Origin of the sequence: Janthinobacterium amylolyticum (genome assembly GCF_051380655.1) — a bacterium.
Lineage (GTDB): Bacteria > Pseudomonadota > Gammaproteobacteria > Burkholderiales > Burkholderiaceae_D > Janthinobacterium.
Map to the genome: position 1 here is coordinate 102,453 of NZ_JBNYXL010000014.1, position 26,158 is coordinate 128,610.

General features: G+C 62.8%; 23 protein-coding genes and 1 rRNA gene. 19 read left to right on the forward strand and 5 right to left on the reverse strand.

Features of this window, described 5'->3' with window-relative positions:
• Window positions 1–10 precede the first annotated feature (10 nt).
• Entirely contained in the window at window positions 11–922 is a 912-nt protein-coding gene (locus ACQ4WR_RS25700) for a DMT family transporter (protein WP_436490745.1), read from the reverse strand.
• 238 nt (window positions 923–1,160) lie between these two features.
• Here ACQ4WR_RS25700 and gcvA point away from each other — a divergent pair, with 238 nt between their 5' ends.
• Window positions 1,161–2,105 carry a transcriptional regulator GcvA gene (gcvA, locus tag ACQ4WR_RS25705; RefSeq protein ID WP_058051030.1) on the forward strand — a complete coding sequence of 315 codons (945 nt, stop codon included), beginning with the start codon at window positions 1,161–1,163 and terminating at the stop codon, window positions 2,103–2,105.
• Window positions 2,102–2,479, forward strand: coding sequence for a hypothetical protein (locus tag ACQ4WR_RS25710; RefSeq protein WP_102299744.1), 378 nt, complete (start codon window positions 2,102–2,104; stop codon window positions 2,477–2,479). The genes gcvA and ACQ4WR_RS25710 overlap by 4 nt, the downstream gene beginning before the upstream one ends.
• Window positions 2,480–2,584: 105 nt before the next feature.
• Here the strand turns inward: ACQ4WR_RS25710 and orn are convergent, their stop codons facing one another.
• Window positions 2,585–3,193 (reverse strand): oligoribonuclease, encoded by a 609-nt coding sequence (gene orn / locus ACQ4WR_RS25715; RefSeq protein ID WP_436490747.1) that lies wholly within the window; start codon window positions 3,191–3,193, stop codon window positions 2,585–2,587.
• A gap of 56 nt (window positions 3,194–3,249) precedes the next feature.
• Here orn and ACQ4WR_RS25720 point away from each other — a divergent pair, with 56 nt between their 5' ends.
• The 15 genes from ACQ4WR_RS25720 to ppnP all read left to right on the forward strand — a co-directional run bounded on the left by ACQ4WR_RS25720 (window position 3,250) and on the right by ppnP (window position 21,158).
• Entirely contained in the window at window positions 3,250–4,533 is a 1,284-nt protein-coding gene (locus tag ACQ4WR_RS25720) for a M48 family metallopeptidase (protein ID WP_102299733.1), read from the forward strand.
• Window positions 4,530–4,895: a 4a-hydroxytetrahydrobiopterin dehydratase gene (locus ACQ4WR_RS25725; RefSeq protein ID WP_436490749.1), complete on the forward strand. Its 366-nt coding sequence runs from the start codon at window positions 4,530–4,532 to the stop codon at window positions 4,893–4,895. Before ACQ4WR_RS25720 ends, ACQ4WR_RS25725 begins: the two co-directional genes overlap by 4 nt.
• Window positions 4,892–5,797 (forward strand): ribosome small subunit-dependent GTPase A, encoded by a 906-nt coding sequence (gene rsgA, locus ACQ4WR_RS25730; RefSeq protein ID WP_102299730.1) that lies wholly within the window; start codon window positions 4,892–4,894, stop codon window positions 5,795–5,797. Before ACQ4WR_RS25725 ends, rsgA begins: the two co-directional genes overlap by 4 nt.
• 279 nt (window positions 5,798–6,076) lie before the next feature.
• Window positions 6,077–6,529, forward strand: coding sequence for a hypothetical protein (locus ACQ4WR_RS25735; protein WP_102299729.1), 453 nt, complete (start codon window positions 6,077–6,079; stop codon window positions 6,527–6,529).
• A 139-nt stretch (window positions 6,530–6,668) separates the two neighbouring features.
• Window positions 6,669–9,512, forward strand: coding sequence for an ATP-binding protein (locus tag ACQ4WR_RS25740; RefSeq protein ID WP_436490751.1), 2,844 nt, complete (start codon window positions 6,669–6,671; stop codon window positions 9,510–9,512).
• Window positions 9,513–9,790: 278 nt separating this feature from the next.
• Complete coding sequence (gene argF, locus ACQ4WR_RS25745) at window positions 9,791–10,711, forward strand: ornithine carbamoyltransferase (RefSeq protein ID WP_102297970.1); 921 nt, start codon at window positions 9,791–9,793, stop codon at window positions 10,709–10,711.
• Between the two features lie 69 nt (window positions 10,712–10,780).
• Window positions 10,781–12,016, forward strand: a complete 1,236-nt coding sequence (locus ACQ4WR_RS25750) for an argininosuccinate synthase (protein ID WP_102297967.1) — start codon at window positions 10,781–10,783, stop codon at window positions 12,014–12,016.
• Window positions 12,017–12,202: 186 nt separating this feature from the next.
• Window positions 12,203–14,014, forward strand: a complete 1,812-nt coding sequence (locus ACQ4WR_RS25755; RefSeq protein WP_102297965.1) for a methyl-accepting chemotaxis protein — start codon at window positions 12,203–12,205, stop codon at window positions 14,012–14,014.
• Window positions 14,015–14,017: 3 nt separating this feature from the next.
• Window positions 14,018–14,473: a chemotaxis protein CheW gene (locus ACQ4WR_RS25760; protein ID WP_436490753.1), complete on the forward strand. Its 456-nt coding sequence runs from the start codon at window positions 14,018–14,020 to the stop codon at window positions 14,471–14,473.
• Window positions 14,470–15,711 (forward strand): CheR family methyltransferase, encoded by a 1,242-nt coding sequence (locus ACQ4WR_RS25765; RefSeq protein ID WP_436490755.1) that lies wholly within the window; start codon window positions 14,470–14,472, stop codon window positions 15,709–15,711. The genes ACQ4WR_RS25760 and ACQ4WR_RS25765 overlap by 4 nt, the downstream gene beginning before the upstream one ends.
• 9 nt (window positions 15,712–15,720) lie before the next feature.
• The gene (locus tag ACQ4WR_RS25770) at window positions 15,721–16,398 is read left to right on the forward strand and encodes a chemotaxis protein CheW (RefSeq protein ID WP_436490758.1); all 678 of its coding nucleotides are present in this window, start codon (window positions 15,721–15,723) and stop codon (window positions 16,396–16,398) included.
• A complete protein-coding gene (locus tag ACQ4WR_RS25775; protein ID WP_436490760.1) occupies window positions 16,395–18,719 on the forward strand; it encodes a hybrid sensor histidine kinase/response regulator in 2,325 nt (774 codons plus the stop codon). The genes ACQ4WR_RS25770 and ACQ4WR_RS25775 overlap by 4 nt, the downstream gene beginning before the upstream one ends.
• Before the next feature lie 10 nt (window positions 18,720–18,729).
• Window positions 18,730–19,782 (forward strand): chemotaxis-specific protein-glutamate methyltransferase CheB, encoded by a 1,053-nt coding sequence (cheB, locus tag ACQ4WR_RS25780; protein ID WP_436490762.1) that lies wholly within the window; start codon window positions 18,730–18,732, stop codon window positions 19,780–19,782.
• A gap of 10 nt (window positions 19,783–19,792) precedes the next feature.
• Window positions 19,793–20,818 carry a diguanylate cyclase gene (locus ACQ4WR_RS25785; protein WP_102297702.1) on the forward strand — a complete coding sequence of 342 codons (1,026 nt, stop codon included), beginning with the start codon at window positions 19,793–19,795 and terminating at the stop codon, window positions 20,816–20,818.
• Window positions 20,819–20,843: 25 nt separating this feature from the next.
• Window positions 20,844–21,158, forward strand: a complete 315-nt coding sequence (gene ppnP / locus ACQ4WR_RS25790) for a pyrimidine/purine nucleoside phosphorylase (protein ID WP_436490765.1) — start codon at window positions 20,844–20,846, stop codon at window positions 21,156–21,158.
• 80 nt (window positions 21,159–21,238) lie between these two features.
• On the opposite strand, the gene murB is transcribed toward ppnP, so the two are convergent.
• Complete coding sequence (gene murB, locus ACQ4WR_RS25795) at window positions 21,239–22,267, reverse strand: UDP-N-acetylmuramate dehydrogenase (RefSeq protein WP_102297696.1); 1,029 nt, start codon at window positions 22,265–22,267, stop codon at window positions 21,239–21,241.
• A gap of 182 nt (window positions 22,268–22,449) precedes the next feature.
• Between murB and ACQ4WR_RS25800 the strand changes: the two genes are divergently transcribed.
• A complete protein-coding gene (locus ACQ4WR_RS25800) occupies window positions 22,450–22,935 on the forward strand; it encodes a YajQ family cyclic di-GMP-binding protein (RefSeq protein ID WP_034759416.1) in 486 nt (161 codons plus the stop codon).
• A gap of 189 nt (window positions 22,936–23,124) precedes the next feature.
• Complete coding sequence (locus tag ACQ4WR_RS25805; protein WP_102297694.1) at window positions 23,125–24,390, forward strand: nitronate monooxygenase; 1,266 nt, start codon at window positions 23,125–23,127, stop codon at window positions 24,388–24,390.
• 55 nt (window positions 24,391–24,445) lie between these two features.
• Here ACQ4WR_RS25805 and ACQ4WR_RS25810 read toward each other — a convergent pair whose 3' ends face one another.
• Both ACQ4WR_RS25810 and rrf read right to left on the reverse strand, forming a co-directional pair.
• Entirely contained in the window at window positions 24,446–25,744 is a 1,299-nt protein-coding gene (locus ACQ4WR_RS25810) for a leucine-rich repeat-containing protein kinase family protein (protein ID WP_436490774.1), read from the reverse strand.
• 312 nt (window positions 25,745–26,056) lie between these two features.
• Window positions 26,057–26,158: ribosomal RNA gene (gene rrf / locus ACQ4WR_RS25815) — 5S ribosomal RNA — on the reverse strand; the annotation flags it as partial.

A 26,158-nucleotide genomic window follows, 5' to 3' on the forward strand; every position in this document is an offset into this window, starting at 1 on the left:
AAAACAGGGATCAGGCGCTCGCTTGCGCGCCCGGCATGGCGGCCGGTTTCGCTTCCTGCTTCGGACTGGAACGCTGGGCCAGCAGGATCACGGCCGTCAGCACCATTGCGCCGCCGAGCAGTTGCGTGCCGCTCACGGACTCCTTGAGCAGGGTCACGCCAAACGCCATCGTGATGACGGGTTCAAAGGTGGAAATGATCGACGCCTTGGCCGCGCCGATTTGCGCCACGCCGGCAAAGAAGGCGGCAATCGCGATCGCCGTCGAGAACAGGGCGATGGCGCTGACGGCCAGCCAGCCCGTGGCCGTGCCCGGCAAGGACACGCCTTGCCACACGGCAATCGCACTGTTCGCCAGGCCGGCCGTGCCCAGGATCACCACGCAGGCCGCCAACGGGTGAATATTCTCGCGGCTTTTCGACAGGCTGTTGCCAAACAGGATGTACACGGCGTACACGCCGGCGGCCATCAGCGCCAGCGCGATGCCGATGGGCTGGCCCTGCAATTTACCGCCCAGGGTGGTGGCCATGCCGGCGATGGCCAGCGCCAGCAGCACCAGCATTCGGCGGTCCAGCTTTTCCCAGCCCAGCGCCAGCGCCAATATCGTCACCAGCACGGGATACACGTACAGCAGCATGCCGCACAGGCCGCTGCTGGCATACATCAGCGCATTGAAATAGCCTTGCGACTGGGCCGTGTACATCAGGCCCATCAGCATGTAGCCGGCCAGCAGGCGGCCGCGCGGCAAGCGCCAGCCACCGAGCCACACGAGCGGCAGCAGCAGCATGGCGGCGATAACGAAACGCAAGGCCAGCATGGTCGACGGGTTGACCCCGGACACATAGGCCGCCTTGGCAAACACTGCGGAACTGCCGAAACCGGCGGCCGACAGCAACACCAGCGCAACAGCGCGGCGATCAGACATGACTAAACCTCTATGAGTACGCCAGGGTAAACCTGCTGCGTATCGCGACGGTTTTCCCAGGCGTTGTAACGTTGTAAATATAAATGCCCAGCCAGGCCGGGAGATGTGCATGCGTGAATCCTATTGCGGGTCGCTTCACGCAGTGCCGGCATCATATTCGCTTGCGCAAAATGAAACAAACCAATATTCTTCACGGATAGGCCAAATATTACTGAGGCTCAATTCTCTGAAGAGTGCCATGTCACGTCCCCTGCCCCCACTTGCCGCCCTGCACGCCTTCGAAGCGGCCGCCCGCCATGAAGGCTTCCAGCGCGCCGGCGAGGAATTGCACGTTTCGGCCGGCGCCATCGGCCACCATGTGAAACAGCTGGAAGCGTGGCTGGGCATCGTGCTGTTCCAGCGCCTGCCGCGCGGCGTGGTGCTGACCAATGCGGGCCAGCGCTATGCGGCGTCGCTGGGACCGATCCTCAACCAGCTGGCCGACGTCTCGGAACAGGCGCGGCGCCAGGGCGACGACAAGGTGGTGACGGTAACGGCCACCAGCTCGCTCGTCTCGCGCTGGCTGATGCCGCGCCTGGGCCGGCTGCGCGACCGCTATCCGCAGATCGAGCTGCGCGTGCTGGCATCGATGCATCCGGTCGACCTGGCCCGCGACGGCGTGGACGTGGCCATCCGCCTGGGGCCGGGACGCTATCCGGGCCTGAAGGTCGACCTGCTGATGGAAGAATGGTTTTCCGCCGTCTGCAGCCCGGATTTCCGTGCCAACGCGGCCAGCCTGCGCCAGCCCGCCGACCTGCTGCGCTATCCGCTGCTGCACGACGAACCGGAAGTGCACCTGCCCGGCGAAATCGACTGGACGCGCTGGCTGCACAGCTGCGGCGTGCATTACAGCGGCAATAGCGGCAACAGCGGCGCGCGCTTTTCGCACACGTATTTATGCCTGGACGCGGCCGCCAGCGGCCAGGGCGTGGCGATTGCCGCCAGCCCCCTGATCGGCGACGACCTGCGTTCTGGCCGCCTGGTGCGCGTGTTTGAACACGCGGTGCGCGGCCCCCACTGCTATTATCTGCTGCGCTCGCCCCAGGCGGAAACGCGGCCACTCGTGCATGCATTCTGCGAATGGCTGATCGCCGAGGCGCGCGCCGACCAGGAAACCGTCTGGCCAACAGTGGAGACCGCATGACTCAGCAGGAACTGGCGCGCAGCGCCACATATATCGTCCAGCATGCATACGAACACGCCACGGTAACGGCGGCCGATGGCCGGCAAGCGGGCGTGGGCGAGTTCTATGGCGACCCGGCCGTGGCCTTGATCGATGTCAATGAGCAATGGTGCGCCGTGGCGGGCGAGGGATTGGTGATTTGCCGGCTGGCGCCATCGTTCGGCCCGTGCGCGGCATATTTCCGCCAGCCTGGCGCAACAGTGTGGATCACGGACTTGCGGCAAACGGCAGCGTTTGCGCTGGAGTGGCAAGATGAAGATGGCGCTTGGCACCCCCTCGATTTTGACTTTGGTACGATTGTAACGGAACCTTCGCGACGCCTCACAAAACCGTAGCGAGCGGAAGGGAGAGGTGGCTAAGAAGCGCAACCGTACGAAGGTACGGTGAGCATCGCAGGCCGCCTATACCGACGCGCAGTAGGTTTTGTGAGGCGTCTTCGATTACAGCTTGATAAAGTGCTCGCGGTAGTATTTCAGCTCTTCGATCGATTCCAGGATATCGGCCAGCGCCGTGTGCTTCTGGTGCTTCTTGAAACCGGTGGCGATTTCCGGCTTCCAGCGCTTGCACAGCTCTTTCAGTGTCGATACATCAACGTTGCGATAGTGGAAGAATGCCTCCAGCTTCGGCATGCCGCGCACCATGAAGCGGCGGTCCTGGCCGATGGTGTTGCCGCACATGGGCGACTTGCCTGCCGGTACGTATTTCTTCAGGAACGCGATCAGTTCCGCTTCCGCCTGCGCTTCCGTCACGGTCGATGCCTTGACCTTGTCGATCAGGCCCGAGCGGCCATGCGTGCCCTTGTTCCAGGCATCCATCTTGTTCAGGGTTTCATCCGACTGGTGGATCACGAACACGGGGCCTTCGGCCAGCAGGTTCAGGTGCATGTCCGTCACTACCACGGCCACTTCGATGATGCGGTCGGTATCGGGCTCCAGGCCCGTCATTTCCATGTCGACCCAGACCAGGTTCATCTCATTTGGACGTGCCGGGACGACGGGAGCGGGGGTGGATGCAGAGGTGGGTGCAGATAAGTCGGTCGCTTGTGACATAATTCTCTCTTGGCCTAATCAAACTAAATAATCAGCCATTTTCTCACAGGCACAGAATGTATTCACTCGCGTTTTCGATTTTGTTTGTATCCGTCCTCGTTTTGACCCTGGCCGTGCGCTTCTGGCTCGCCTCGCGGCAGATCCGCCACGTGCTGGCGCACCGCGCCGCCGTGCCTGCCGAGTTCGCGGAAAAGATCCCCCTGGCCGCGCACCAGAAGGCGGCCGACTACACGGTGGCGAAGACCAAGTTCGGCCTGCTGACCCTGCTGGTCAACTACGCCGTGCTGATCGGCTTTACCCTGCTGGGCGGCCTGCAATGGCTGGCGCTGTACCTGCATGAACTGACGGGAGCGGCAGGCTCGCCGATGCTGTACCAGTTGGGCCTGATGGTTGCCTTCGCCGTCATTTCCGGCCTGATCGACCTGCCCTTCGAGTACTACCAGCAATTCGTGCTGGAACAGCGTTTCGGCTTCAACATGATGAGCAAGAAGCTGTTCTTCACGGACTTGCTCAAGAACATAGGCCTCACGGCCGCGCTGGGCCTGCCATTACTGTGGGTCATACTGTTCCTGATGGCGAAAAGTGGCGACCTGTGGTGGTTTTACGCGTGGATCGTCTGGAGCGCGTTTTCCCTGCTGATGATGGTCATCTTCCCCAACTTTATTCAGCCGCTGTTCAACAAGTTCACGCCGCTGGCCGACGAAGCCTTGAAAAGCCGCATCGAAGGCTTGATGCGCCGCGTGGGCTTCGCCTCGAAAGGCCTGTTCGTCATGGATGGCTCGAAGCGCAGCGCCCACGGCAACGCGTATTTCTCGGGCTTCGGCGCCAACAAGCGCATCGTCTTCTATGACACCCTGCTGTCGCGCCTGGCACCGCATGAAATCGAAGCCGTGCTCGCGCATGAACTGGGACACTTCAAGCTCAAGCACATCGTCAAGCGCATCGCCATGCTGTTCCTCGTCTCGCTGGGTTTTCTTGCGCTGCTGGGTTTCCTGAAGACACAGCCATGGTTCTACGCGGGCCTCGGCGTCGACCCGGTGACCCTGGCCTTGACGGGCCAGCCGACGGATGCGCTGGCCCTGCTGCTGTTCATGCTGGTGTTGCCGGTCTTCACCTTCCTGCTGGGACCGCTGACCTCGCTCAATTCGCGCAAGCACGAATTCGAGGCGGACGCCTTTGCCGCCACGCACACGCAGGCGGATGACCTGGTCTCGGCGCTCGTGAAAATGTATGAAGACAATGCCGCGACCCTGACCCCCGACCCGCTGCACTCGGCCTTTTTTGACTCGCACCCGCCGGCCAGCGTGCGCATCCGCCACCTGAAAGGGGCTGCCGCATGAGTACGCCAACCACTGCGCAAATGTTGCGCCAGCTTCACTGCGCGCCTCGGCAGGATGCCTTGAGCGCTGCCGCCGTCGCCGCCTGGCTGGCCCTTCTGCCCGAATGGACGGTGCAGAACGACAAGCTGTGCCGCGACTTCGGCTTCAAGAATTATTACCAGACCCTGGCGTTCGTGAACGCCCTGGCCTGGATGATCCATACCCAAGATCACCATCCGGAGCTCATCATTACTTACAAAACCTGCGCCGTGCGCTACGACACGCATTCGGTCAACCAGGGCGCCGGCGGCCTGTCCGAAAACGACTTCATCTGCGCCGCCAAGGCGGACGACATTTACCAAAGCAGCCAGGTGGCGCCATGAGCGACGGCAAGCTGACCGGCATCATCATCGCCGCCCACGGCCGCCATTACCTGGCCGACGTGGACGGCGCCAAGCTGCAATGCGTGACGCGCGGCAAGAAGACCAATGTGGCCGTGGGCGACATCGTGCACCTGACGCGCACTTCCAACGACCAGGCCGTCATCGACCGCATCGAGGAACGCAAGACCCTGCTGTACCGCTCGGACCAGTATAAATCCAAGCTGCTGGCGGCCAACCTGACACAGCTGTTCATCGTCGTGGCCACCGAACCCGGCTTTGCTGACGACCTGATCTCACGCTCGCTGGTGGCCGCTGACGCGGCCGGCATCGAGGCGCGCATCATCCTGAATAAAACGGACGTGACGGCTTCGCTGGAACGGGCGCGCGAACGCCTGCTGCCATACTCGTCGATGGGCTATCCCGTGCATGAAGTGTCGGCGCGCGCCGAACCCGAGCACGCGGTCGCCACCCTGAGTCCGCTGCTGGCGGGCCAGTCGTCGATTTTGATCGGCCAGTCGGGCATGGGCAAGTCGTCATTGATCAACCTGCTCGTGCCGGATGCCGACATTGCCGTGCGCGAAATCTCGGCCGCGCTGGACACAGGCAAGCACACGACGACCTTTACGCGCCTGTACAAGCTCGACGCTCTGGGCGAGAACAGCTCCATCATCGATTCGCCCGGCTTCCAGGAATTCGGCCTGTACCACCTGTCCGAAGGCATGCTGGAACGGGCGTTCCGTGAATTCCAGCCCTACCTTGGCGGCTGCAAGTTCTACAACTGCCGCCACCTGATCGAGCCCCAGTGCGCGATTTTGCAAGCGGTGTCCGAAGGCAAGATCGCCAAGATGCGCCATACCCTGTATGGCCAATTGCTGCACGAATCGGCGCAGACACTGTACTGACCCTGCTGCCGGGCACCCCGCACGCATCGAATTTCACGACAGCAACAGGCAGGCTGACAGAATTTAATTCTGTAGCCCAGCCTGCTTTCCACGTTTAATCCCAAAACAGTTCAACACCGGTTTTATGCATTTCAGCGCATCAAACCGGCCTTTCATCGCCCCGCGCTGGCGATGCGGGAGCACGTTTGCTACCTTGTCATCAGTCCCTGCAGGAAACCTGGCAGTGGCACCACGGTCTAATCTATCTACACTCCTCAACCCTGATTGAAGGTGAATGTCATGCAAAGCTCCCGTCTCTTCCCCCTTGCCGCCGCCGTACTGCTGTCCCTCGCCAGCGCCGGCGCCTTGGCGCAAAACGCCCCCGCACCGACCGACAGCGTCAGGGTCAGCGTCAGCTCGCCCCACCGCGTGACGCCGGAGGAAGCGCTGCAGATCGAACAGCACTACCTGCTGTCGAACGAACAGATACTCGTGGTGCGCCAGGACAACATGCATTTCTTTGGCCGCCTGAGCGATAAGAACAGCCGCCATGAAAAGGCCGAGGTGGAACTGTATCCGCAGGCACCGGGCGTGTTCGTCACGCGGCGCGGCGCCTCGTTCGCCTTCAGCGATGCCGGCGAGCGCGTGGTGATCGACGATGCCCAGGTGCTGCCAGGCTTGCGCATGTCCGCCGACAGCCGCAGCGCCATGCGCCTCGACGGCGCCACGTCCGTGCGCCTGGTCTCGCGCTAGCCTGCCGTCAGGCCCGCGCGCCGGCACGTGAAATCTGTCTGGCGGACTGAACAAATGCCCGCGAATGCAGCTTACAATAGGCTGCAGTACAGCCTGATCCCTTGCAGGCTGACGCCGCGGGGAGATTTGTCGAATGGAAATGTTCGCGCTCGAACATGAAGTAGCGCAGTGGGAAACCGATTTGCTGCCCTTGCGCGGCACCGAGCGCGTGCCACTGCTGCTGTCGCTGTCCTGGCATTTGCGCCAGCGCGACTGCATGCGGTCAAACGAACTGGCCGAAGAAGCGGGCCGTTTGCTGCCGCTGGCCGGCCTTGCTCCCGCGGCGCAGGCTCGGGCCTCGGCCCGTTTGCAGCTGGTGCAGGCGGAACTGGCCTGGCTGCGCGGCAACCTCGATGGCGCGGAAAGCCTGGCCCTGGCGGCACACGCCACCTTGACAACACACGGCGACGGCGCCGGCTGCGCCGACGTCCACTGGCTGCTGTCCTCGATCGCCGTCGACCTGGGCGACCATGCCCGCTGCGATGCCGAATTGCTGGCCGCCGCCGCACAGGCGCGCAGCGCCGGCGACAGCATGCGCGCCAGCCTGGCCGACGCGGCTACGGCGCGCTGGGCCGTGCTGCGCGACGCACCTGCCGCCCAGGCCCGCTGGGGCGCCCAGTTCCAGGGTGACGGCGGCAAGCTGCCCGTGCCGCTGGCTACCTGGGTGCATGACTTCCGCGGCCTGCTGGCGCATACCTCGCGCGACCTGGGCACGGCCGCCGGCCACTACATGCAAAGCTATGAAGCGGCGCTGGAAAGCGGCCAGCTGCGCGGCGCCATCACGGCCGCCATCAATATCGGCGACTGCTTTGCCAGCCTCAACGACAACGAATCGGCGCTCGAATGGATGCAATGCGCGCTGGACCTGGCGCGCCCCACGGGCTGGCCGCGCAGCATCGGCGCCTGCCAGACGCACGCGGCCGACACCATGCGCAAGCTGGGCCGCCTTGCCACGGCCGAGGAACTGCTGCGCGACGCGCTGCACATCCTGGCGCCCGTGGCCGGCGCGCGCACCTACGCCAACGCCCTGTTCCACTTGGGCGAACTGAGCCTGGACAAGGGCGACTACGACACGGCCCTGGACGCCTTCAGCCGCCTGGCGCAACGGGCCGAAGCGCTGGGCCAGGCCGACTTCCGCAGCATGGCGCAGCGCGGCAGCGCACATGCGCTGTCTTACCTGGACCGTCCGGAAGAAGCATTGCAGGCAGCCGAGCGGGCCTGCCAGCTGGCGACAGCGCAAGGCGATGCCATGCACCAGGTGGCGGCCCTGCGCGTGCTGGCCATGCTGCATGCGCGCCACGAACTGCCGCCGCCGCCCGGCATGCTCGAGCGCAACCCGGCCCTGCATTTCCTGCACCAGGCCCTGCAAGTGGCCGCCTCCATCGACGGCTATGTGCCGCCAGGCGAGCTGTTCGATGCGCTGGCGCGCGAGTACGCGCATGCGGGCGACTATGCGCGCGCCTATGACATCGCCCTCGATGCGGGCATGGCGCGTGAAAAAAGCCACACCCAGCAGGCAAGCAACCGCGCCACCGCCATGCAGGTCTACCACCAGACGGAACATGCGCGTTCGGAAGGCTATCACCACCGCGAACTGGCCGCCTCCGAGGCGCGCCGTGCCGAAGTGCTGCAACAGACCAGCGACACCCTGGAGCGCCTGTCGGCCATCGGCCAGGAAATCACCACCCATCTCGACGCCAGCGCCGTGTTCCAGGTGCTGGACCGCCACGTGCATGCCCTGCTGCCCGTCAACACTTTCGCCGTCTACATGCTCGATGGCCCCGGCACGGCGCTGCGCCGCGCGCACGGCATGGAAGCGGGCCGCCCCCTGCCCGACAACGCCATTCCGCTGAGCAATCCGCGCGCCTACTCCGTGCGCTGCCTACTTGGCCGGCGCGAAGTGTATATCGCCCAAGTCCCGCCGCGGCGCCACGCCTACACGGTGCCCGGCACCCTGCATAACCAGAGCGTGCTGTACGTGCCGCTGATGGTGGGCGAGCGCGTGCTGGGCGTGATGACGGTGCAGGCTTGCCAAGCCAACGCGTATGGCGAACGCGAGCGCCTGATCTTCCGCACCCTGTGCGCGTATGGCGCCATCGCCCTCGACAATGCCAGCGCCTACCGCCAGTTGCAGGATGCCCAGGCGCAGCTGGTGTCGCAGGAAAAGCTGGCCGCCCTCGGCTCGCTGATGGCCGGCGTGGCGCATGAACTGAATACGCCGATCGGCAACAGTTTATTGATCGCCAGCACGATGCAACAGAAAACGGAAGACGTGGAACGCCTGATGAACGGCCCCGGCCTGCGCCGCTCCGACCTGGCGGCGTACATCGAGGATGCGGGCAAGGCGTCGGCGCTGGTGATGCGCGGCCTGCACAGCGCGGCCGACCTGGTCAACAGCTTCAAGCAGGTGGCCGTCGACCGCACCACCGAGCAGCGGCGCCAGTTCGACCTGCAGCAAGTGAGCAATGAAATCATCGCCACCGTCATGAACCGCATCCGCAGCTCGGGCCATCGCATCGAGATGGAGGTCGATTTCGGCATCGCCATGGACAGCTATCCGGGGCCGTTCGGCCAGGTGATCACCAATCTGATCAACAATGCCCTGCTGCACGCCTTCGACCCGGGCGGCAACGACGGCAGCGCCAGCACGGGCTGCATGCGCCTGTGCGCCACGGCGGACGCAGCGCGCGTGCAGATCGTCTTCGAGGACAATGGCGGCGGTATCGCGGAACAGTATTTGTCGCGCATTTTCGACCCCTTCTTTACCACCAAGCTGGGCCAGGGCGGCAGCGGCCTGGGCTTGTCGATCAGCTACAACATCGTCACGGCCCTGCTGGGCGGCACCATCCAGGTGGCCAGCAGCGGCGCCGGCACGCGCTTTACCCTGGACTTGCCGCGGGTGGCGCCACGCCTTGACGCGGCCGACCCGGCCAGCATCTATTGAAACGCCGGCCGGACAACGCTGCTTGTCTACACAAGTACCTGTCCGGCCAGTCTTTCCAATCTAAAAGCAAAACCCTTATAATTGAATGGCTGAAGTCCCTGCCATTGCATGATTTACAACTTGGCAAACCGCATCGATCCGCGTGATTCACAGGCGCGGGCGACGATCAACACAGCAGCGCGCCGGGCAAGGCAGTCATCAGCACGAGATGTTTACGCTGATGCAACCCGGCGGGAAAGGCACGCCGCCGGCGGCCTGCGCATCTTCAAGTGGTCATTATGTCGACAAAAAAACCGATCAAGCATTACCTCCAGTTCTCCGATTTCACGTTGGAAGAGTACGAATATGTGATCGAACGCGCCCATCTGATCAAGCGCAAGTTCAAGAATTACGAAATCTACCATCCCCTGATCGACCGCACCCTGGTGATGGTCTTTGAAAAGAACTCGACCCGCACCCGCCTCTCGTTCGAGGCCGGCATGCACCAGCTGGGCGGCGCCGCCATCTACCTGAACACGCGCGACTCCCAGCTGGGCCGTGGCGAACCGGTGGAAGACGCCGGCCAGGTCATGTCGCGCATGTGCGACATCATCATGGTGCGCACGTTTGGCCAGGAGATCATCGAGCGTTTCGCCGCCAATTCGCGCGTGCCCGTGATCAATGGCCTGACCAATGAACACCACCCGTGCCAGGTGTTTGCCGACATCTTCACCTACATCGAACACCGCGGCTCGATCGCCGGCAAGGTCGTCGCCTGGATCGGCGATGCCAACAACATGCTGTACTCGTGGCTGCAGGCGGCCGAAGTGTTCGGCTTCCACGTCAACGTGTCCACGCCGAAGGGCTATGACATCGACCTGGCGCAAGTCAAGACCGAACGCTACACCTTCTTTGACAATCCGTCCGATGCCTGCGCAGGCGCGCACCTGGTCAACACGGACGTCTGGACCAGCATGGGCTATGAAGCGGAAAACGCGGCCCGCATCGCCGCTTTCGACGGCTGGATCGTCGATGGCGCGAAGATGGCCCGCGCCGCGCCCGACGCCCTGTTCATGCACTGCCTGCCCGCCCACCGTGGCGAGGAAGTGGCCGCCGAAGTCATCGACGGCCCGCAATCGGTGGTGTGGGACGAGGCGGAAAACCGCCTGCACGTGCAAAAAGCGCTGATCGAATACCTGTTACTCGGTAAAATCAACTAATTCGCCAGGCACTGCACAAACCCTGGCAGTATCGCAATACATACATAGACAACGACAACTGGAAGCAATATGAGCGACATTAAAAAAGTAGTCCTGGCCTATTCGGGCGGGCTCGATACCTCCGTCATCCTGAAATGGCTGCAAGATAACTACCAGTGCGAAATCGTCACCTTCACGGCCGACCTGGGCCAGGGCGAAGAACTGGAACCGGCACGCGCCAAGGCCATCAAGTTCGGCATCAAGCCGGAAAACATCCATATCGAAGACGTACGCGAAGAATTCGTGCGCGATTTCGTCTTCCCGATGTTCCGCGCCAACACCGTGTATGAAGGCGAATACCTGCTGGGCACCTCGATCGCCCGTCCGCTGATCGCCAAGCGCCTGATCGAAATCGCCAACGCCACCGGCGCCGACGCCATCTCGCACGGCGCCACCGGCAAGGGCAACGACCAGGTGCGTTTCGAGCTGGGCGCCTACGCGCTCAAACCTGGCGTGAAAATCATCGCCCCATGGCGCGAGTGGGATCTGCTGTCGCGCGAAAAGCTGCTGAAGTACGCGGAAGACGCCGGCATCGAAATCGACATGAAGCACAAGAACGGCGGCGCGCCGTACTCGATGGATGCGAACTTGCTGCACATCAGCTTTGAAGGCCGCCACCTGGAAAACCCGAGCGCCGAAGCGGAAGAAAGCATGTGGCGCTGGACCGTCAGCCCTGAAAAGGCGCCGGACGAAGCGGAATACCTGGACATCGAATACGAAAAAGGCGACATCGTCGCCATCAACGGCGTGCGCATGTCGCCCGCCACCGTGCTGGCTGAACTGAACAAGGTTGGCGGCAAGCATGGCGTCGGCCGCCTGGACCTGGTGGAAAACCGCTACGTCGGCATGAAATCGCGCGGCTGCTATGAAACCCCGGGCGGCACCATCATGCTCAAAGCCCACCGCGCCATCGAATCGATCACCCTGGACCGCGAAGTGGCCCACCTGAAAGATGACCTGATGCCGCGCTACGCCTCGATGATCTACAACGGCTACTGGTGGGCGCCCGAGCGTGTTGCCCTGCAAACCCTGATCGACCACACGCAGCAAACCGTGAACGGCTGGGTACGCATCAAGCTGTACAAGGGCAATGTGATCGTCGTCTCGCGCGATTCGAAAACGGATTCGCTGTTCGACATGAACATCGCCACCTTCGACGAAGACGGCGGCGCCTACAACCAGGCCGACGCCGGCGGCTTCATCAAGCTGAACGCCTTGCGCATGCGCATCGCCGCCATCGCCCGCGAAAAGCGCGGCCAGAAGTAATCGAGGCGGGGAGGCGTCGCTTCCCGGCCTGTGCAAAAGCCGCCTTTGGGCGGCTTTTTTGCATTTGCAGCGCACTCGTCCGCGATTTACATCGCGCCACGTCCCGGGATTGTCCCCATTTTGCTGTCCACGTGGCAAAATGCTACAGTGCAATTGTGCTGACCTTCCCGCTTCCGGAGCCCTCCCATGTTCAAAGACCTGAGTATCAAGAATAAACTGTACCTGGGCTTCGGCTCGATCGTGGCCATCATCCTGATACTGCTGGGTGTGGCCTACAACAGCTTTGCGCGCCTGTCGGAAGCGAACAAATGGGACCGGCACACGATGGAAGTGCTGATCGAGATCGACAAGATCCATAATTCCATCCTGCAAATCCAGGTGGAAGCGCGCGGCTTCATCCTGACCGGCAACGACGCATCTCTGAACCCGGAAACGGACGAAATGGCAATCCTGGCGCAGCACACGCAAAAAGCCGTCGCCATGACGGCCGACAATAAGGTGCAGTCGGAACGCTTCCGCAAGATCGACCAGCTGGCCACCACCTGGGTCAAGGAATGGATTAACCCGCTGATTGAAAAACGCCGCGCACTGGGCAATGCGCCGGGCGCCACGGAGTCGGTGGCGCGCAGCATGCCGCCGGCCGGCTATCCGGCCGTCAAGCAAGCCAACCAGATGCTCGACGAAGCGGCGGCCGAGGAAAGCCGTTTGCTGGCAGAGCGCACCGCCACCACGGCACAATTACAGCAAACCATGATGCTGACCCTGGCGCTGGGCGGCCTGCTGTGCGTGGTGCTGGCGCTGGGCATTTCCTATATTCTCGGCAAGTCCATTCTTGGCCCCCTGAACAACCTGACGGATGCCGTTGGCCGCATCGCCGGCGGCGAGCAAGGCGCGCGCGCCGCCATCGTCTCCGGTGACGAATTGGGCAAGGTGACGGAAGAATTCAACCGCATGGCGCAAACCATCCAGGATAACCAGGCCAATGAGCTGGCCGCCACGAATACCCTGCGCGCCAAGGTCGACTCCCTGCTGGAAGTGGTCTCGAAAGCCGCCTCGGGCGACCTGACAGGCAAGGTCAGCATCACGGGCAGCGACGCCATCGGCCAGCTGGGCAACGGCCTGGCGAAGATGTTCGAAAACCTGCGCAGCCTGCTCAACAATGTGCAAAAGGCCGGCATCCAGGTGACGACCTCGGCCACGGAAATCGCCGCCTCGGCGCGCCAGCAGGAAGCCACGGGCATTGAGCAGGCGCAAACCAGCGTGGAAATTCTCAGCACCACCAAGGAAATCTCGGCCAATACGAGCCAGCTGCTGAAAACCATGGAAGACGCCACGGCAGTGGCCGATTACACGACGAACGCCACGGCCGAAGCGCAGAATAACCTCAAGCGCATGGACTCGACCATGCAGCACATGGTCTCGGCCACCGATTCCATCAACGCCAAGCTGGCCGCCCTGTCGGAAAAAGCCAGCAATATCAACAGCGTGCTGATCACCATCACCAAGGTAGCCGACCAGACCAACATACTGTCGCTGAACGCCGCCATCGAGGCGGAAAAAGCCGGCGAAGCGGGCCGCGGCTTCTCTGTGGTGGCGACGGAAATCCGCCGCCTGGCCGACCAGACTTCCGTGTCGACGTGGGATATCGAGCAAATGCTCAAGGAAATGCAGTCAGCCGTGTCCGCCAGCGTGATGGGCATGGATAAATTCTCGGAAGAAATTCGCCGCAGCGTGGGCGAAGTGCGGCAAGTGGCCGAGCAATTGTCTTCCGTGATGGACCAGGTGCAAAAACTCACGCCGCAATTTGACGCCGTGCTGCAAGGCATGCAGTCGCAAGCCATCGGTGCTTCGCAGATTTCCGACACCATGATGCAGCTCAATGATGCGACGCAACAAACCGTGGAGTCCCTGAAGGCCACCAGCGAGGCGGTGCACCAGCTGCAATATGCGGCCGGTGACCTGCAGTCGAGCGTGTCGACCTTCGCCGTGACCATCTGAGCCATGAAAGTCCTGGTCTTTCATATCGGACGCGACCGTTACGGCCTGCCCCTGGCCGGCATCGTGCGCGTGCTGCCGCTGCTGGAACTCAAGCAGCTGCCGCTGACGCCGGACTATGTGGCCGGCCTGATGGACTTGCACGGCGTGCCCGTGCCCGTGATTGATTTGTCGCGCCTGGCGGGCCTGCCGCCGGCGGCGGCGCAATTCGATACGCGCATCGTCATCGTCGACTACCAGGCGCCCGGTCGCGATACGCACGCACTGGGCCTGCTGGCTTCGCAGGTGCGCGGCATCGCCGACATCGCCATGGAAAAACTGGAAGACAGCGGCGTGGCCACGGCACCCTTCCTGGGCCAGGTGGCCAGCGACACGGACGGCATCGTGCAGCTGGTGGAACTGCAACACCTGCTGCCGCCGGACGTGCGCGCGCTGCTGTTCCAGGGCGGGAGCGCGGCATGACGGCGCAAACCCTGCTGCGCCGCGCCACCGGCCTGTCCGTCTCGAAATCCGTGGCCGAGCGGGCCGTCGGCCAGCGCATGGAGCAAACAGGATTTGCCGACAGCGAAACCTATCTGCACGCCATCACGCCGGCGGAAATGACGCAATTGATCGAACTGGTGGTGGTGCCGGAATCGTGGCTGTTCCGCGACCCGCAGGCCTTCTACGCCACCGTCGAACTGGTGCAGGAACGCTGGGCACGGGGACGCGCCACGCGCATCCTGTCGATTCCCTGCGCCGGCGGCGAAGAACCGTATTCGATGGCCATGGCGCTGCGCGACGGCGGCGTGCCAAAGCAGGCCTTCAGCATCGACGCCTATGACCTGAGCCCCGGCTGCATCGAGCGGGCGCAGGCGGGAATCTATGGCCGCAATGCCTTCCGCGCGCAGGACGTGGCCTTCCGCGAGCGCTACTTCACGCACGTGGCCGATGACTGCTACCGCATCATCGACGCCTTGCGCGAGCAGGTGACGTTCAGGCAGGGCAACCTGCTGCAGTTCGATACCGCCACCTATAGCAAGCATTACGACGTCATCTTCTGCCGCAACCTGCTGATCTATTTCGACAAGCCCACCACGCGCGCGGCGATCCAGAACCTCTCTGCCCTGCTGGCCGACGACGGCATGCTGCTGGCCGGCTATGCGGAAGTGCCGTCGTTCTGCCAGAACGGCTTCGCGCCGCTGCAGTTCCGCCAGGCCTTCGCGCTGAAGAAGGACAGCACGCCGCCGGCCGCCGTCATCCAGGTGGCCGCCTTGCCGCCGGCGCGCACCCTGCGCAGCGTGCCTCCCGCGCCACGGCCGGCGCCATCGCGTACCCCACCGGCGCCAGCGCCAGCGGCGGCGCGCCCGCGTGCCGTGCCGGTACAGCAAGCCGCTGTGCAAACGGACCTGCTGGCCGAAGCGCGCCTGCTGGCCGACCGTGGCCAGCTGCGCGAAGCGGGCGAAAAATGCCATGCCCACCTGGCCCGCGTGCCCGAGGCGGCGGAAGCGTATTTCATGCTGGGCATCATCAACGAACTGGCCGGCAAGATGGACCTGGCGGACGATTACTGGCGCCGCTGCATCTACCTGCAGCCCGACCATTACGAAGCGCTGTGCCACCTGGCCCTGCTGGCCGAACGCAATGGCAACAGCACGGCGGCATCCACGCTGAAGGCGCGCGCGGCACGCATCTTCCAGCGCCGCCAGGCTTCCAACTAAGGGGTATCCATGACCACCAACGAGACCCTGGACGACATCAACGACTGCTGGAACCACATCGGCGTGGTCGGCGACCAGAGCTGCCCCAAGCTGCCCGCCAACGTGCATTGCCGCAACTGCGACGTGTATGCCGGCGCCGCCCAGCGCAACCTGCAGCGTCCCGTCGATGCGCACTACCAGCGCGACTGGGCCAGCCATTTCCGCCAGCTGGACGCGGGCGGTGAAGTGCGCGACAGCTCGGTGCTGGTGTTTCGCATCGGCCGCGAATGGCTGGCGCTGCCCACGCGCGTATTCGACTCCGTGGCGCCACAGGCGGCGCCGCATGCGCTGCCGCACCGCAGTGGACGTGGCCTGGCCGGCATCGTCAATATCGGCGGCAAGCTGTATCCCTGCATGTCGCTGGCGCACCTGCTGGGCATCGATTACCACGATGCGCCGGCGGCCAAGGGACGCCACACCTTTGCGCGCCTGCTGCTGATGCGCTGGGAAGAGCAGTCGTATGCGCTGCCCGTGGCCGACCTGCATGGCATCGTGCGCTACGCCTCGGCAGCCGTGCAGGCGCCGGCCGCCACCATCAACAAGGGCCTGTCGCGCTTCCTGTCGGGCGTGATCACCGAAGGCGACATGCGCATCGGCTGCCTCGACACGGCGCTGATCGGCTTCCAACTTGCGAGACTATTACGATGAGCCAGGACCAGCACGGCGACCTGAGTGCCTTTTCCATGCTGGACCTGTTCCGCATGGAGGCGGACAGCCAGACCCAGATCCTGACCGATGGCTTGCTGGCCATGGAGCGCCACGCGGGCGACGCGGCCGCCGTCGAAGCCATGATGCGCGCGGCGCACTCGATCAAGGGCGCCGCCGCCATCGTCGGCCTGCAAGTGGTGGTGCAGCTGGCGCACGGCATGGAAGACAGCTTTGTCGCCGCCCAGCATGGCCGATTGAAACTCACGCCGGAGCGGGTCGACGTGCTGCTCTCGGGCGTCGACCTGATCGTGCAGCTGTCGCGCCTGGACGACGCGGGCGCGGAAGCCTGGCTGGCCGCCAATGCGGTGCAGATCGACCAGACCCTGAACGCCATCGCCGGCATCGCCGACCTGCCCGAATTGCCGGCCCTGCCCTCGGCGCCGACGCCCGCTGCCGCGCCGGCGCCTGTCGCGGCAGCGGCGTCATTGCCGCCCGACGCGGGCGAAGTGCAGGCGCCGCTGGCCAGCGGCCTGGCCGGCGAGGAAACGGCTGCGGCCGCCCCTGCGCCACGGACAGGGGCCAACGCGCCCGCCAAGGCACCGGCGCAGAACTTCGACAAACTGCTGTCGCTGGCCAGCGAATCGCGCATCAATGCGCACCAGATGCACCCGTTCATCGGCGCCCTGCAGCGCTTCAAGCGCAACCAGAGCAGCCTGTTTTCCGCCATCGAGCAGCTGCACGAAGCCATTGCCCGCTCGGGCGACGCGGGCCTGATGGAAAAATCCCTGCTGGCGCTGCAAAAGACGCAGCCGCTGAAACAGTTCATGCTTGAGCACATCGCCGACACCGAAACCTATGAACGGCGTTTGCTGGCCGTCTCGCAAGGCATGGTCGATGAAGTGCTGGCCCTGCGCATGCGCCCTTTCCGCGACGGCATCCACGCCTTCCCGCGCATGGTGCGCGACCTGGCGCGCAGCCTGGGCAAGGAAGTGCAGCTGGAAATCGACGGCGAAGACACGCTGGTCGACCGCGACATCCTGGCGAAGATCGAAAGCCCGCTGAACCACATGCTGCGCAATGCCATCGACCATGGCATGGAAGGGCCGTACGAACGCATCGATGCGGGCAAGGAAGCGCTGGGCACGATACGCATGGAGGCGCGCCACCGCGCCGGCATGCTGAGCATCGAGATCAGCGACGACGGGCGCGGCGTCGACCTGGAAAAAATCCGCCAGTCCGTCATCGAGCGCAAGATGGCCAGTCCGGCTATGGCGGCCGCGCTGTCGCCGGGCGAACTGCTGGAATTTTTGTTCCTGCCCGCCTTCAGCCTGAAGGAAAAAGCGAATCAACTGTCCGGGCGCGGCGTGGGTCTCGACATCGTGCACGAAACGATACGCCAGCAAAACGGCACCGTGCGCCTGGAGTCGGAGCCGGGACGGGGCTTCCGCGCCCTCATCACCCTGCCGCTGACGCAGTCGATCGTGCGCGCGCTGGTGATCGATATCCAGGGCGAAGCGTATGCCATCCCCATCGTCAAGGTGGAAAGCGTGGTGCGCGTGCCGCAATCGGCCATCCATACGCTGGAAAACAAGCAGTTCTTTGAACTCAAGGGAGAGAACCTGGGCCTCGTCTCGGCGGCGCAGGTGCTGGAACTGGGCGAGAGCGCCAGCAACGCCGACGACTTGCCGGTGGTGGTGATCGGGCGCGGCAAGCAAAGCTACGCGCTGGTGGTGGACGCCATCCGCGGCGAGCAAAGCCTGGCGGTGCAGGCCATCGATCCGATCTTCGGCAAGATGCGCGACATTTCCGCCGCCGCCCTGCTGGACAACGGCGAACCGGTGCTGATCCTCGACGTGCCCGATTTGCTGCTGTCGATCGACAAGCTGCTGCACGAGGGCGGCCTGCACCAGCTGGCGCAGGCGGGCCATGCGCAGCAGCGCCGCGCCAAGCGCATCCTGGTGGTCGACGATTCGCTGACGGTGCGCGAAATGGAGCGCAAGCTGCTGCTCGCGCGCGGCTTCGACGTCGACGTGGCCATCGACGGCATCGACGGCTGGAACGTGGTGCGCAGCGGTGAATATGACCTGGTGATCACCGACGTGGACATGCCGCGCATGGACGGCATCGAACTGGTGTCGCTGATCAAAAAGGATCTGCACCTGCACAAGCTGCCGGTGATGATCGTCTCGTACAAGGATCGCCCGGAGGACCGCGCGCGCGGCCTGTCCGCCGGTGCCGACTATTATCTGACCAAGGGCAGCTTCCACGACGAGACCCTGCTCGACGCGGTGGCCGACCTGATAGGAGATGCGCGCTTATGAGTTGCAATTCATGAAAATTGCCATTGTTAATGATGTCGCGATGGCCGCCGAGGCCTTGCGCCGCGTGGTGGCCAGCACGCAGGAACACCAGGTGCTGTGGATCGCCCGCACGGGACTCGAAGCGGTGCGCATGTGCCTGGACAACCGCCCCGACCTGATCCTGATGGACTTGAACATGCCGGAGATGGACGGCGTCGAGGCGACGCGCCAGATCATGGAACAAAGCCCGTGCGCCATCCTGGTGGTCACGGGGCGCCCGCAGGACAATGTCAACCAGGTCTTCCGCGCCCTGGGCGCCGGCGCGCTTGACGTCACCGCCACGCCCGTCTTGCAGGGCCAGGTAGGCGGCGACAGCGAACTGCTGGCGAAGATCAAGACGATCGGCAAGCTGATACGCCACAGCGCCGAGCCGCCGCCGCCGCGCCAGGCTCCTGCCAATGGCGGCGAACGGGGCGACGGCCAGGTCACCACGCTGGTGGCCATCGGCGCCTCGACGGGCGGGCCATCGGCCGTGGCGAAGGTCTTGTCGGGCTGGAGCGCACCGCCCGGCTGCGCCATCGTCGTGGTCCAGCATATCGATGAAACCTTCGCCTCGCACTTCGCCAAATGGCTCGATGACCAGCTGGACATGCCCGTGCGCGTGATCGGCCAGGGCGACGAACTGGTGGCCGGCACGGTGCTGGTCGCCAAGACCAATGATCACTTGCTTCTAGATCAAAATTATCGTTTGGGTTACGATGCAGCACCACGCGAATATGTGTACCGTCCTTCCGTCGATGTCTTTTTCCATTGCGTGGCCCAGCACTGGCGCGGCGACGCCGTCGGTATATTGCTCACAGGCATGGGCCGCGATGGCGGCGATGGCTTGCTGGCCCTGCGCCGCGCCGGCAAGACGACGATAGCGCAGGACCAGGCCAGCAGTGCCGTGTACGGCATGCCGCGCGCGGCGGCCGAACTCGATGCGGCGCAGCAAATCTTACCTTTGGATAAGATTGGCGCCAGCCTGCGCGGCCGCCTGGGCGCCAAACTCAACAATGGGTGGGAGCCCTCCCCCAACATCTGAAAAGAATGCAATGCCAGAATTTTCCTCCAGTTTCATCCAGCACGAGCCTGCGCTGACCGAATTCAAGGTCAGCGTCCTGCTGGTGGACGACCAGTTGATCATTGCTGAGGCAATCCGGCGCATGCTGAGCGACCAGCAGGATATCGAATTCCATTACATTACCGATGCCAACCAGGCGCTGGACACGGCGCTGCGGCTGCAACCGACCGTCATCCTGCAAGACCTGGTGCTGCCAGGCATCGATGGCTTCGCCTTGATCAAGCTGTACCGCGAACACGAGGCGCTGGCGCATGTGCCCGTGATCGTGCTGTCGGCCAAGGATGACCCGAAACTCAAGGCGCACAGCTTTTCCGTGGGGGCCAACGATTACGTGGTGAAACTGCCGGACCGCCTGGAGCTGCTGGCGCGCATACGCTACCACTCGGCGGCGCACATCAGCCGTCTGCAGCGCGACCAGGCATTCCGCTTCCTGCGCGAAAGCCAGAAGAATCTGGCTGACGCCAATATCGAGTTGCAGAAACTGGCCGCCCTCGATGGCTTGACGGGCATCGCCAACCGCCGCCGCTTCGATGAAACCCTGCAGTTCGAATGGCAGCGGGGCCAGCGCGACAAGGCGCCACTGAGCCTGCTGTTCTGCGACATCGACCATTTTAAAAGTTATAACGACCACTTTGGCCACCTGGCGGGCGACCTTGGCCTGAAAAAAGTCGCTGCCGTGCTGACCGAACATTTGAAACGCCCGGCCGACCTGGCCGCCCGCTACGGCGGCGAAGAGTTCGCCCTGATCCTGCCGGAAACGGAAGCGGCAGGCGCGCGGATGATCGCCGAGGCATGCCGGCGCCACCTGGAAGGCTTGCAGATCGAAAACCCGGCGGCGACCGCCGGCATCGTCACCATCTCGATCGGCGTGGCCACGGTGGTGCCCTCACCCGAGTCGACCATCGAGCAACTGATCAACCGCGCCGATCAGGCCCTGTACGCGGCCAAGCGCGGCGGACGCAACAGCGTGCTGAGCGCCGATGACGTCGAAGACTGATTTTTAACCGCAAGGAAAGTGAAGCATGAGCACACAACTGGACAATGTCAGCGTCGTCAAGAAATCGAATATCTACTTTGATGGCAAATGCATTTCGCACAATGTCATCCTGGCCGATGGCACGAAAAAAAGCGTGGGCGTGATTTTCCCGTCATCGTTGCGCTTCAACACGGGCGCGCCGGAAATCATGGAAGTCGTCGGCGGCCTGTGCAAGGTGCGTCTGGCGGACGCGACGGAATGGAACAGCTATGGCCCTGGCCAGGAATTCAAGATTGCGGGCAATAGCCATTTTGACATTGAAACCCTCGAGACACTGGATTATGTCTGCCACTTTGGCTAATCCGCGCAGGAAAAACAGCCATGGCCGCGTTGCTCTGCCCTTCACATTTTCTCAGGCGCGGATTGACTGTTAGTTGACTGTTAGATAAACACAGGCTCGGGCGACAGGCGCACGCCGTATTTCGCCGCTACATCATCCTGTATCGCTTGCGCCAGCCGGGTAATGTCCGCGCCACGAGCGCCGCCATTATTCACCAGAACCAGCGCCTGCTTGGGATACACTCCCGCGGGCCCCAGGTTTTTCCCCTTCCAGCCACATTGATCGATCAGCCAGCCGGCCGCCAGCTTTTCCGTGCCATCGGGCTGCGCATGGTGCACCAAGGTGGGAAAGCGTTCCAGCAAGGCCAGGCACTGTTCGCGCGACACCACGGGATTCTTGAAGAAGCTGCCCGCATTGCCGATCACGGCCGGATCCGGCAATTTGCGCCGACGGATCGCCATCACCGTCTCGGCCACCTGTTGTGCTGTCGGCTCGGCAATATTGCGCTCGGCCACGGCCTGCGCCAGCTCCGCGTAGCGCAAGTTCGGCTGCCACTCGGCCGGCAAGGCGAACGTCACTTCCAGCACAATCAGCTCACGCCCGTCTTCCTGCTTGAAGATGCTGTCGCGGTAAGCGAAGCGGCAAGCGTCGCGGTCCATGTCGAAAACAATGCCGCTGGCGCTGTGCATCACGCTCACGCTGTGCAGATAATCCTTGATTTCAACGCCGTACGCGCCAATATTCTGAATAGGCGCCGCACCCACCGTGCCGGGAATCAGCGACAGGTTTTCCAGACCACCCACGCCCTGCGCCAGTGTCCATTGCACGAAATCATGCCAGTTTTCACCGGCCGCGGCCGTCACGAGGATGGTCTCGAAATCGGCTTGCGCAAGGCGCATGCCGCGCGTGGCCATGTGCAGGACGACGCCGGGAAAGTCGTTTGTCAGCACGATGTTGCTGCCGCCGCCCAGTATCAGTCGCGGCATGGCGGACAAGGCGGGATCTTGCAGTGCCGCCTGCAGTTCAGCCTGGGAAGTGATGGAAACGTAAGCGGCCGCGTGGGCCGCGATGCCGAAGGTATTCAGGCGCTGGAGGTTGTAATTGTGTTCGATGGTGAGCTCTGGAGACATGGGATAGCGATTATTTTGCTCGATTATAGAGTGAAACCGACAAAAAACCAGCGCAAGACAAGGGCAGGCCGTCCGTTGTCCGTTAAAATGTCGCATCTTTAACGGGGCTGTGCCATTTTGCAAAGAATGCGCGCGCCCGGCGCGCCACGAGCGCGTTCGCTCTAATACGAAAGGAACAGACCATGCCGTCATTTGATGTAGTCTCCGAAGCCGATATGATCGAAGTCAAGAATGCCGTCGAGCAATCCAACAAGGAAATCACGACCCGCTTCGACTTCAAGGGCAGCGACGCCCGCGTCGAACACAAGGAAAACGAGCTGACCGCATTTGCGGATTCGGAGTTCCAGCTCAGCCAGGTGCGCGACGTGCTGACCAACAAATTGACCAAACGCAAGGTCGATGTCCGTTTCCTCGACGAAGGTGACATCAAGAAGATCGGCGGCGACAAGGTCAAGCAGATCATCAAGATCAAGAATGGCATCGAGTCCGATGACGCAAAGAAAATCGTGCGCGTCATCAAGGACAGCAAGATGAAAGTGCAAGCGAGCATCCAGGGTGAAGCCGTGCGCGTCACGGGCGCCAAGCGCGACGACTTGCAGGCGGCCATGGCCATGCTGCGCAAGGACGTGCCCGACATGCCGCTGGAATTTAACAATTTCCGCGATTAAACGCCGCCCGGACTGCGTTTGCCGACCCTGGCCGGCAAGCAACGAACGGCGCAATGCCTCGGTGAGCCACCCCGCTTGGGGTAGAATTGGGGCTGTGCACAGCTACATGCGCGCGCCCGCACGCCTTCAAGGCAGCGGGCCTGAACGTACATCTGGCTCAGTGATAACCACGGTAGTCTAAGGATAGCAATGAAACGTGTTGATGATTTCCGCCTGCGATTTGGCAAAAAAGAGTATGTGCCCATCATGATAGGCGGAATGGGTGTGGATATTTCCACGTCGGAGCTGGCCCTGGAAGCGGCCCGGCTGAACGGTATCGGGCATATTTCCGATGCCATGGTGGAAGACGTGTCGGATCGCCGTTTCGACACCACTTTCGTCAAAGACAAGACGAAACTGTACAAATTCAACATCAACAACAGCGACAAGGCTGTGGTGCAGTTCGACCTGGGACGCCTGGCGGAAGCGCAACGCCTGCATATTGGCCGTACCATGGAAGCCAAGAAAGGCGATGGCTTGATCTTCGTCAATTGCATGGAAAAGCTGACCATGAACGGCCCGCGCGAAACCTTGCGCGTGCGCCTGAACGCGGCACTGGACGCGGGCATCGACGGCATCACCCTGTCGGCTGGCTTGCACTTCGGCTCGTTTGCCCTGATGGCCGACCATCCGCGTTTCCGCGATGCCAAGCTGGGCATCATTGTCTCGTCCGTGCGCGCCCTGCAGATTTTCCTGCGCAAGAACGCCAAGCTGGACCGTTTGCCCGACTTCATCATTGTCGAGGGTCCGTTGGCCGGCGGCCACCTGGGCTTCGGCATGGACTGGGCCAATTACGACTTGCACACGATCACGGCTGAACTGCTGGCCTACCTGAAGGCGGAACAGCTGGACATCCCGCTGATCGCCGCCGGCGGCATTTTCACGGGCAGCGATGCCGTTTCCTTCCTGGAAGCGGGCGCGGCCGGCGTGCAAGTGGCGACACGCTTCACCGTCACGAATGAATGCGGCCTGCCAAACAAGGTCAAGCAGGAATACTACAAGGCATCGGAAGAAGACATCATCGTCAATGGCGTCTCGCCGACGGGCTACCCGATGCGCATGCTGAAAAACACGCCCGCCATCGGCGCCGGCATCCGTCCAGGCTGCGAATCGTATGGCTACCTGCTCGACGCGACGGGCAACTGCGCCTACATCAACTCCTACAACCGCGAAGTCGCTGCCCATCCGGAGCAAAAAACCGTGGTCGTGATGGACAAGACTTGCCTGTGTACCCACATGCGCAATTTCAACTGCTGGACCTGCGGCCATTACACGTACCGCCTGAAGGACACCACGCACAAGCTGGACAACGGCGAATACCAGATCCTGACAGCCGAACACGTCTTCAAGGACTACCAGTTCAGCGTCGACAACCAGATCGCCCTGCCGGAAAAAGAAATCCAGGTAGCGGGCTGAATCTGCCCAGCCTGAAATAAAAATGGCGCAGCCTGCAAAGGTTGCGCCATTTTTTTTATGCCGGGAGCATTTCCCGCAAGATCCGTTCGATCACGTCAAAGCGCGGCCGCCGCAGTACCTCTTCCTGCAGGCAAGTGTCCATCAGCGCCTGCAGGGCAGGCAAAGGCATGTCGGCATGGGCAATCAACTCGCCCAGCAGCACGCCAAAGGCGCGTGCCTCGATGCCTTGCAATGCGGCCGCTTGCGGCGAAGCGGACTGGAACATGGATGCCGCGCCAAAGTCGCCCAACAGGCAGTCACCCGCGTGCGCATGCAGGATATTGTGCGCATACAGGTCGCCATGCACGATGCCGCGCGCATGCAGCTGGCGCACGGCCGAGGCAATGCCATGGGCAAGCGCCAGCGCTTGCGACGCACTGAACTGCAAACCATCGGCATACACATCGCGCGTGCACGAATCCAGGCTGGGGGGCCCTGCCAGGTTGCGGAAGGCACTATCGATGAGTGGCATGACCAGACCCATCGCCTGTTGCGGATGCCCGTCCAGGATGCCGAGGATGGGAATCAGCCCCGCGTGTCCGCCGGCGCTGACACAGGCGGCCATCTCGCTGCGCGGCAAGCCATCGCTGGTCATCGCGCCCTTGAATATCTTTACTGCGACATCATCCCGGCCATCGAGGCGGGCACGATAGATGACGCCCGATGCGCCCTCGCCCAGCTGCTGCGCCAGTTGCAGGCGCGGCCAGGCCACGCCTGCCATATCCGCATTGTCCAGCGCCGCCAGTTCCTGTGCCTCCGTGCAGGGATTGCCCGCATATGCAAGCCAGCTCAGGCGCGGCAGAGACAGCAGACAAGCGGGCAGCGCCGTGAAGCGGTTGGCGGCGATGCGTACCAGTTCCAGTTGCTGGCAATGGGCAAGAGAAACAGGCAAGTCACTCAGGCAATTGCCTGCCAACATGAGTTTCTGTAGTTGCCCGCAGTTGCCCAGCGCATCCGGCATGGCCTCGATGCAGTTATCGGTCAGGGTCAGCCAGCGTAGCCTCGGTGGCAAGGCGGCAGCCGGCACGTGGCGGATACGGTTCGCCTTGAAGCCGATCATGCTCAGCGCCAGGCAGGAGCCGAGCACGGCCGGCAAGGTGGTAAACAGGTTGTCCGAGCAGAAAATGATGCGCAGCTTGTGCAGGCGCGGCAAGTCAGCGGGCAGCGTGGATAGCGCATTGCCGGACAGGTCGAGAATTTCCAGGCTGTCAGCCAGGTCGAAAATCTCCGTCGGGAACTCGGTCAGGCCACACGACAGCTTCAAACGGCGCAGGCCGGCCAGTTGGCCAGCCCGTAATTGTTCCAGCGTATGCAAAGCAGACAAGATATCCCTTTCAAAAATCCGGCAATCGCCAGCATGGATAAAACCATTGGAATTGAAGCCAACAGCAAAATGAACAGCGGGGCCAGCCCCTAAGAGTCTTGATCGGCTGGCGTGGTTGTCGGATTACGCGCGGCCTTGCCGCGCTAATCCGACCTACCCGACCCGGCCAGCGGTAAATCGACGTAGGTCGGCTTAGCGCGCAGCGCGTAAGCCGACAAACACCACAGACATAACCCACAAACCACCAGACGAAAAAAAACCCGCCAATTGCTTGACGGGTTTTTCTCTTACTGCGAATAACAAGCCTGACGATAACCTACTTTCACACTGGTTGCAGCACTATCATCGGCGCAAAGTTGTTTCACGGTCCTGTTCGGGATGGGAAGGGGTGGGACCAACTTGCTA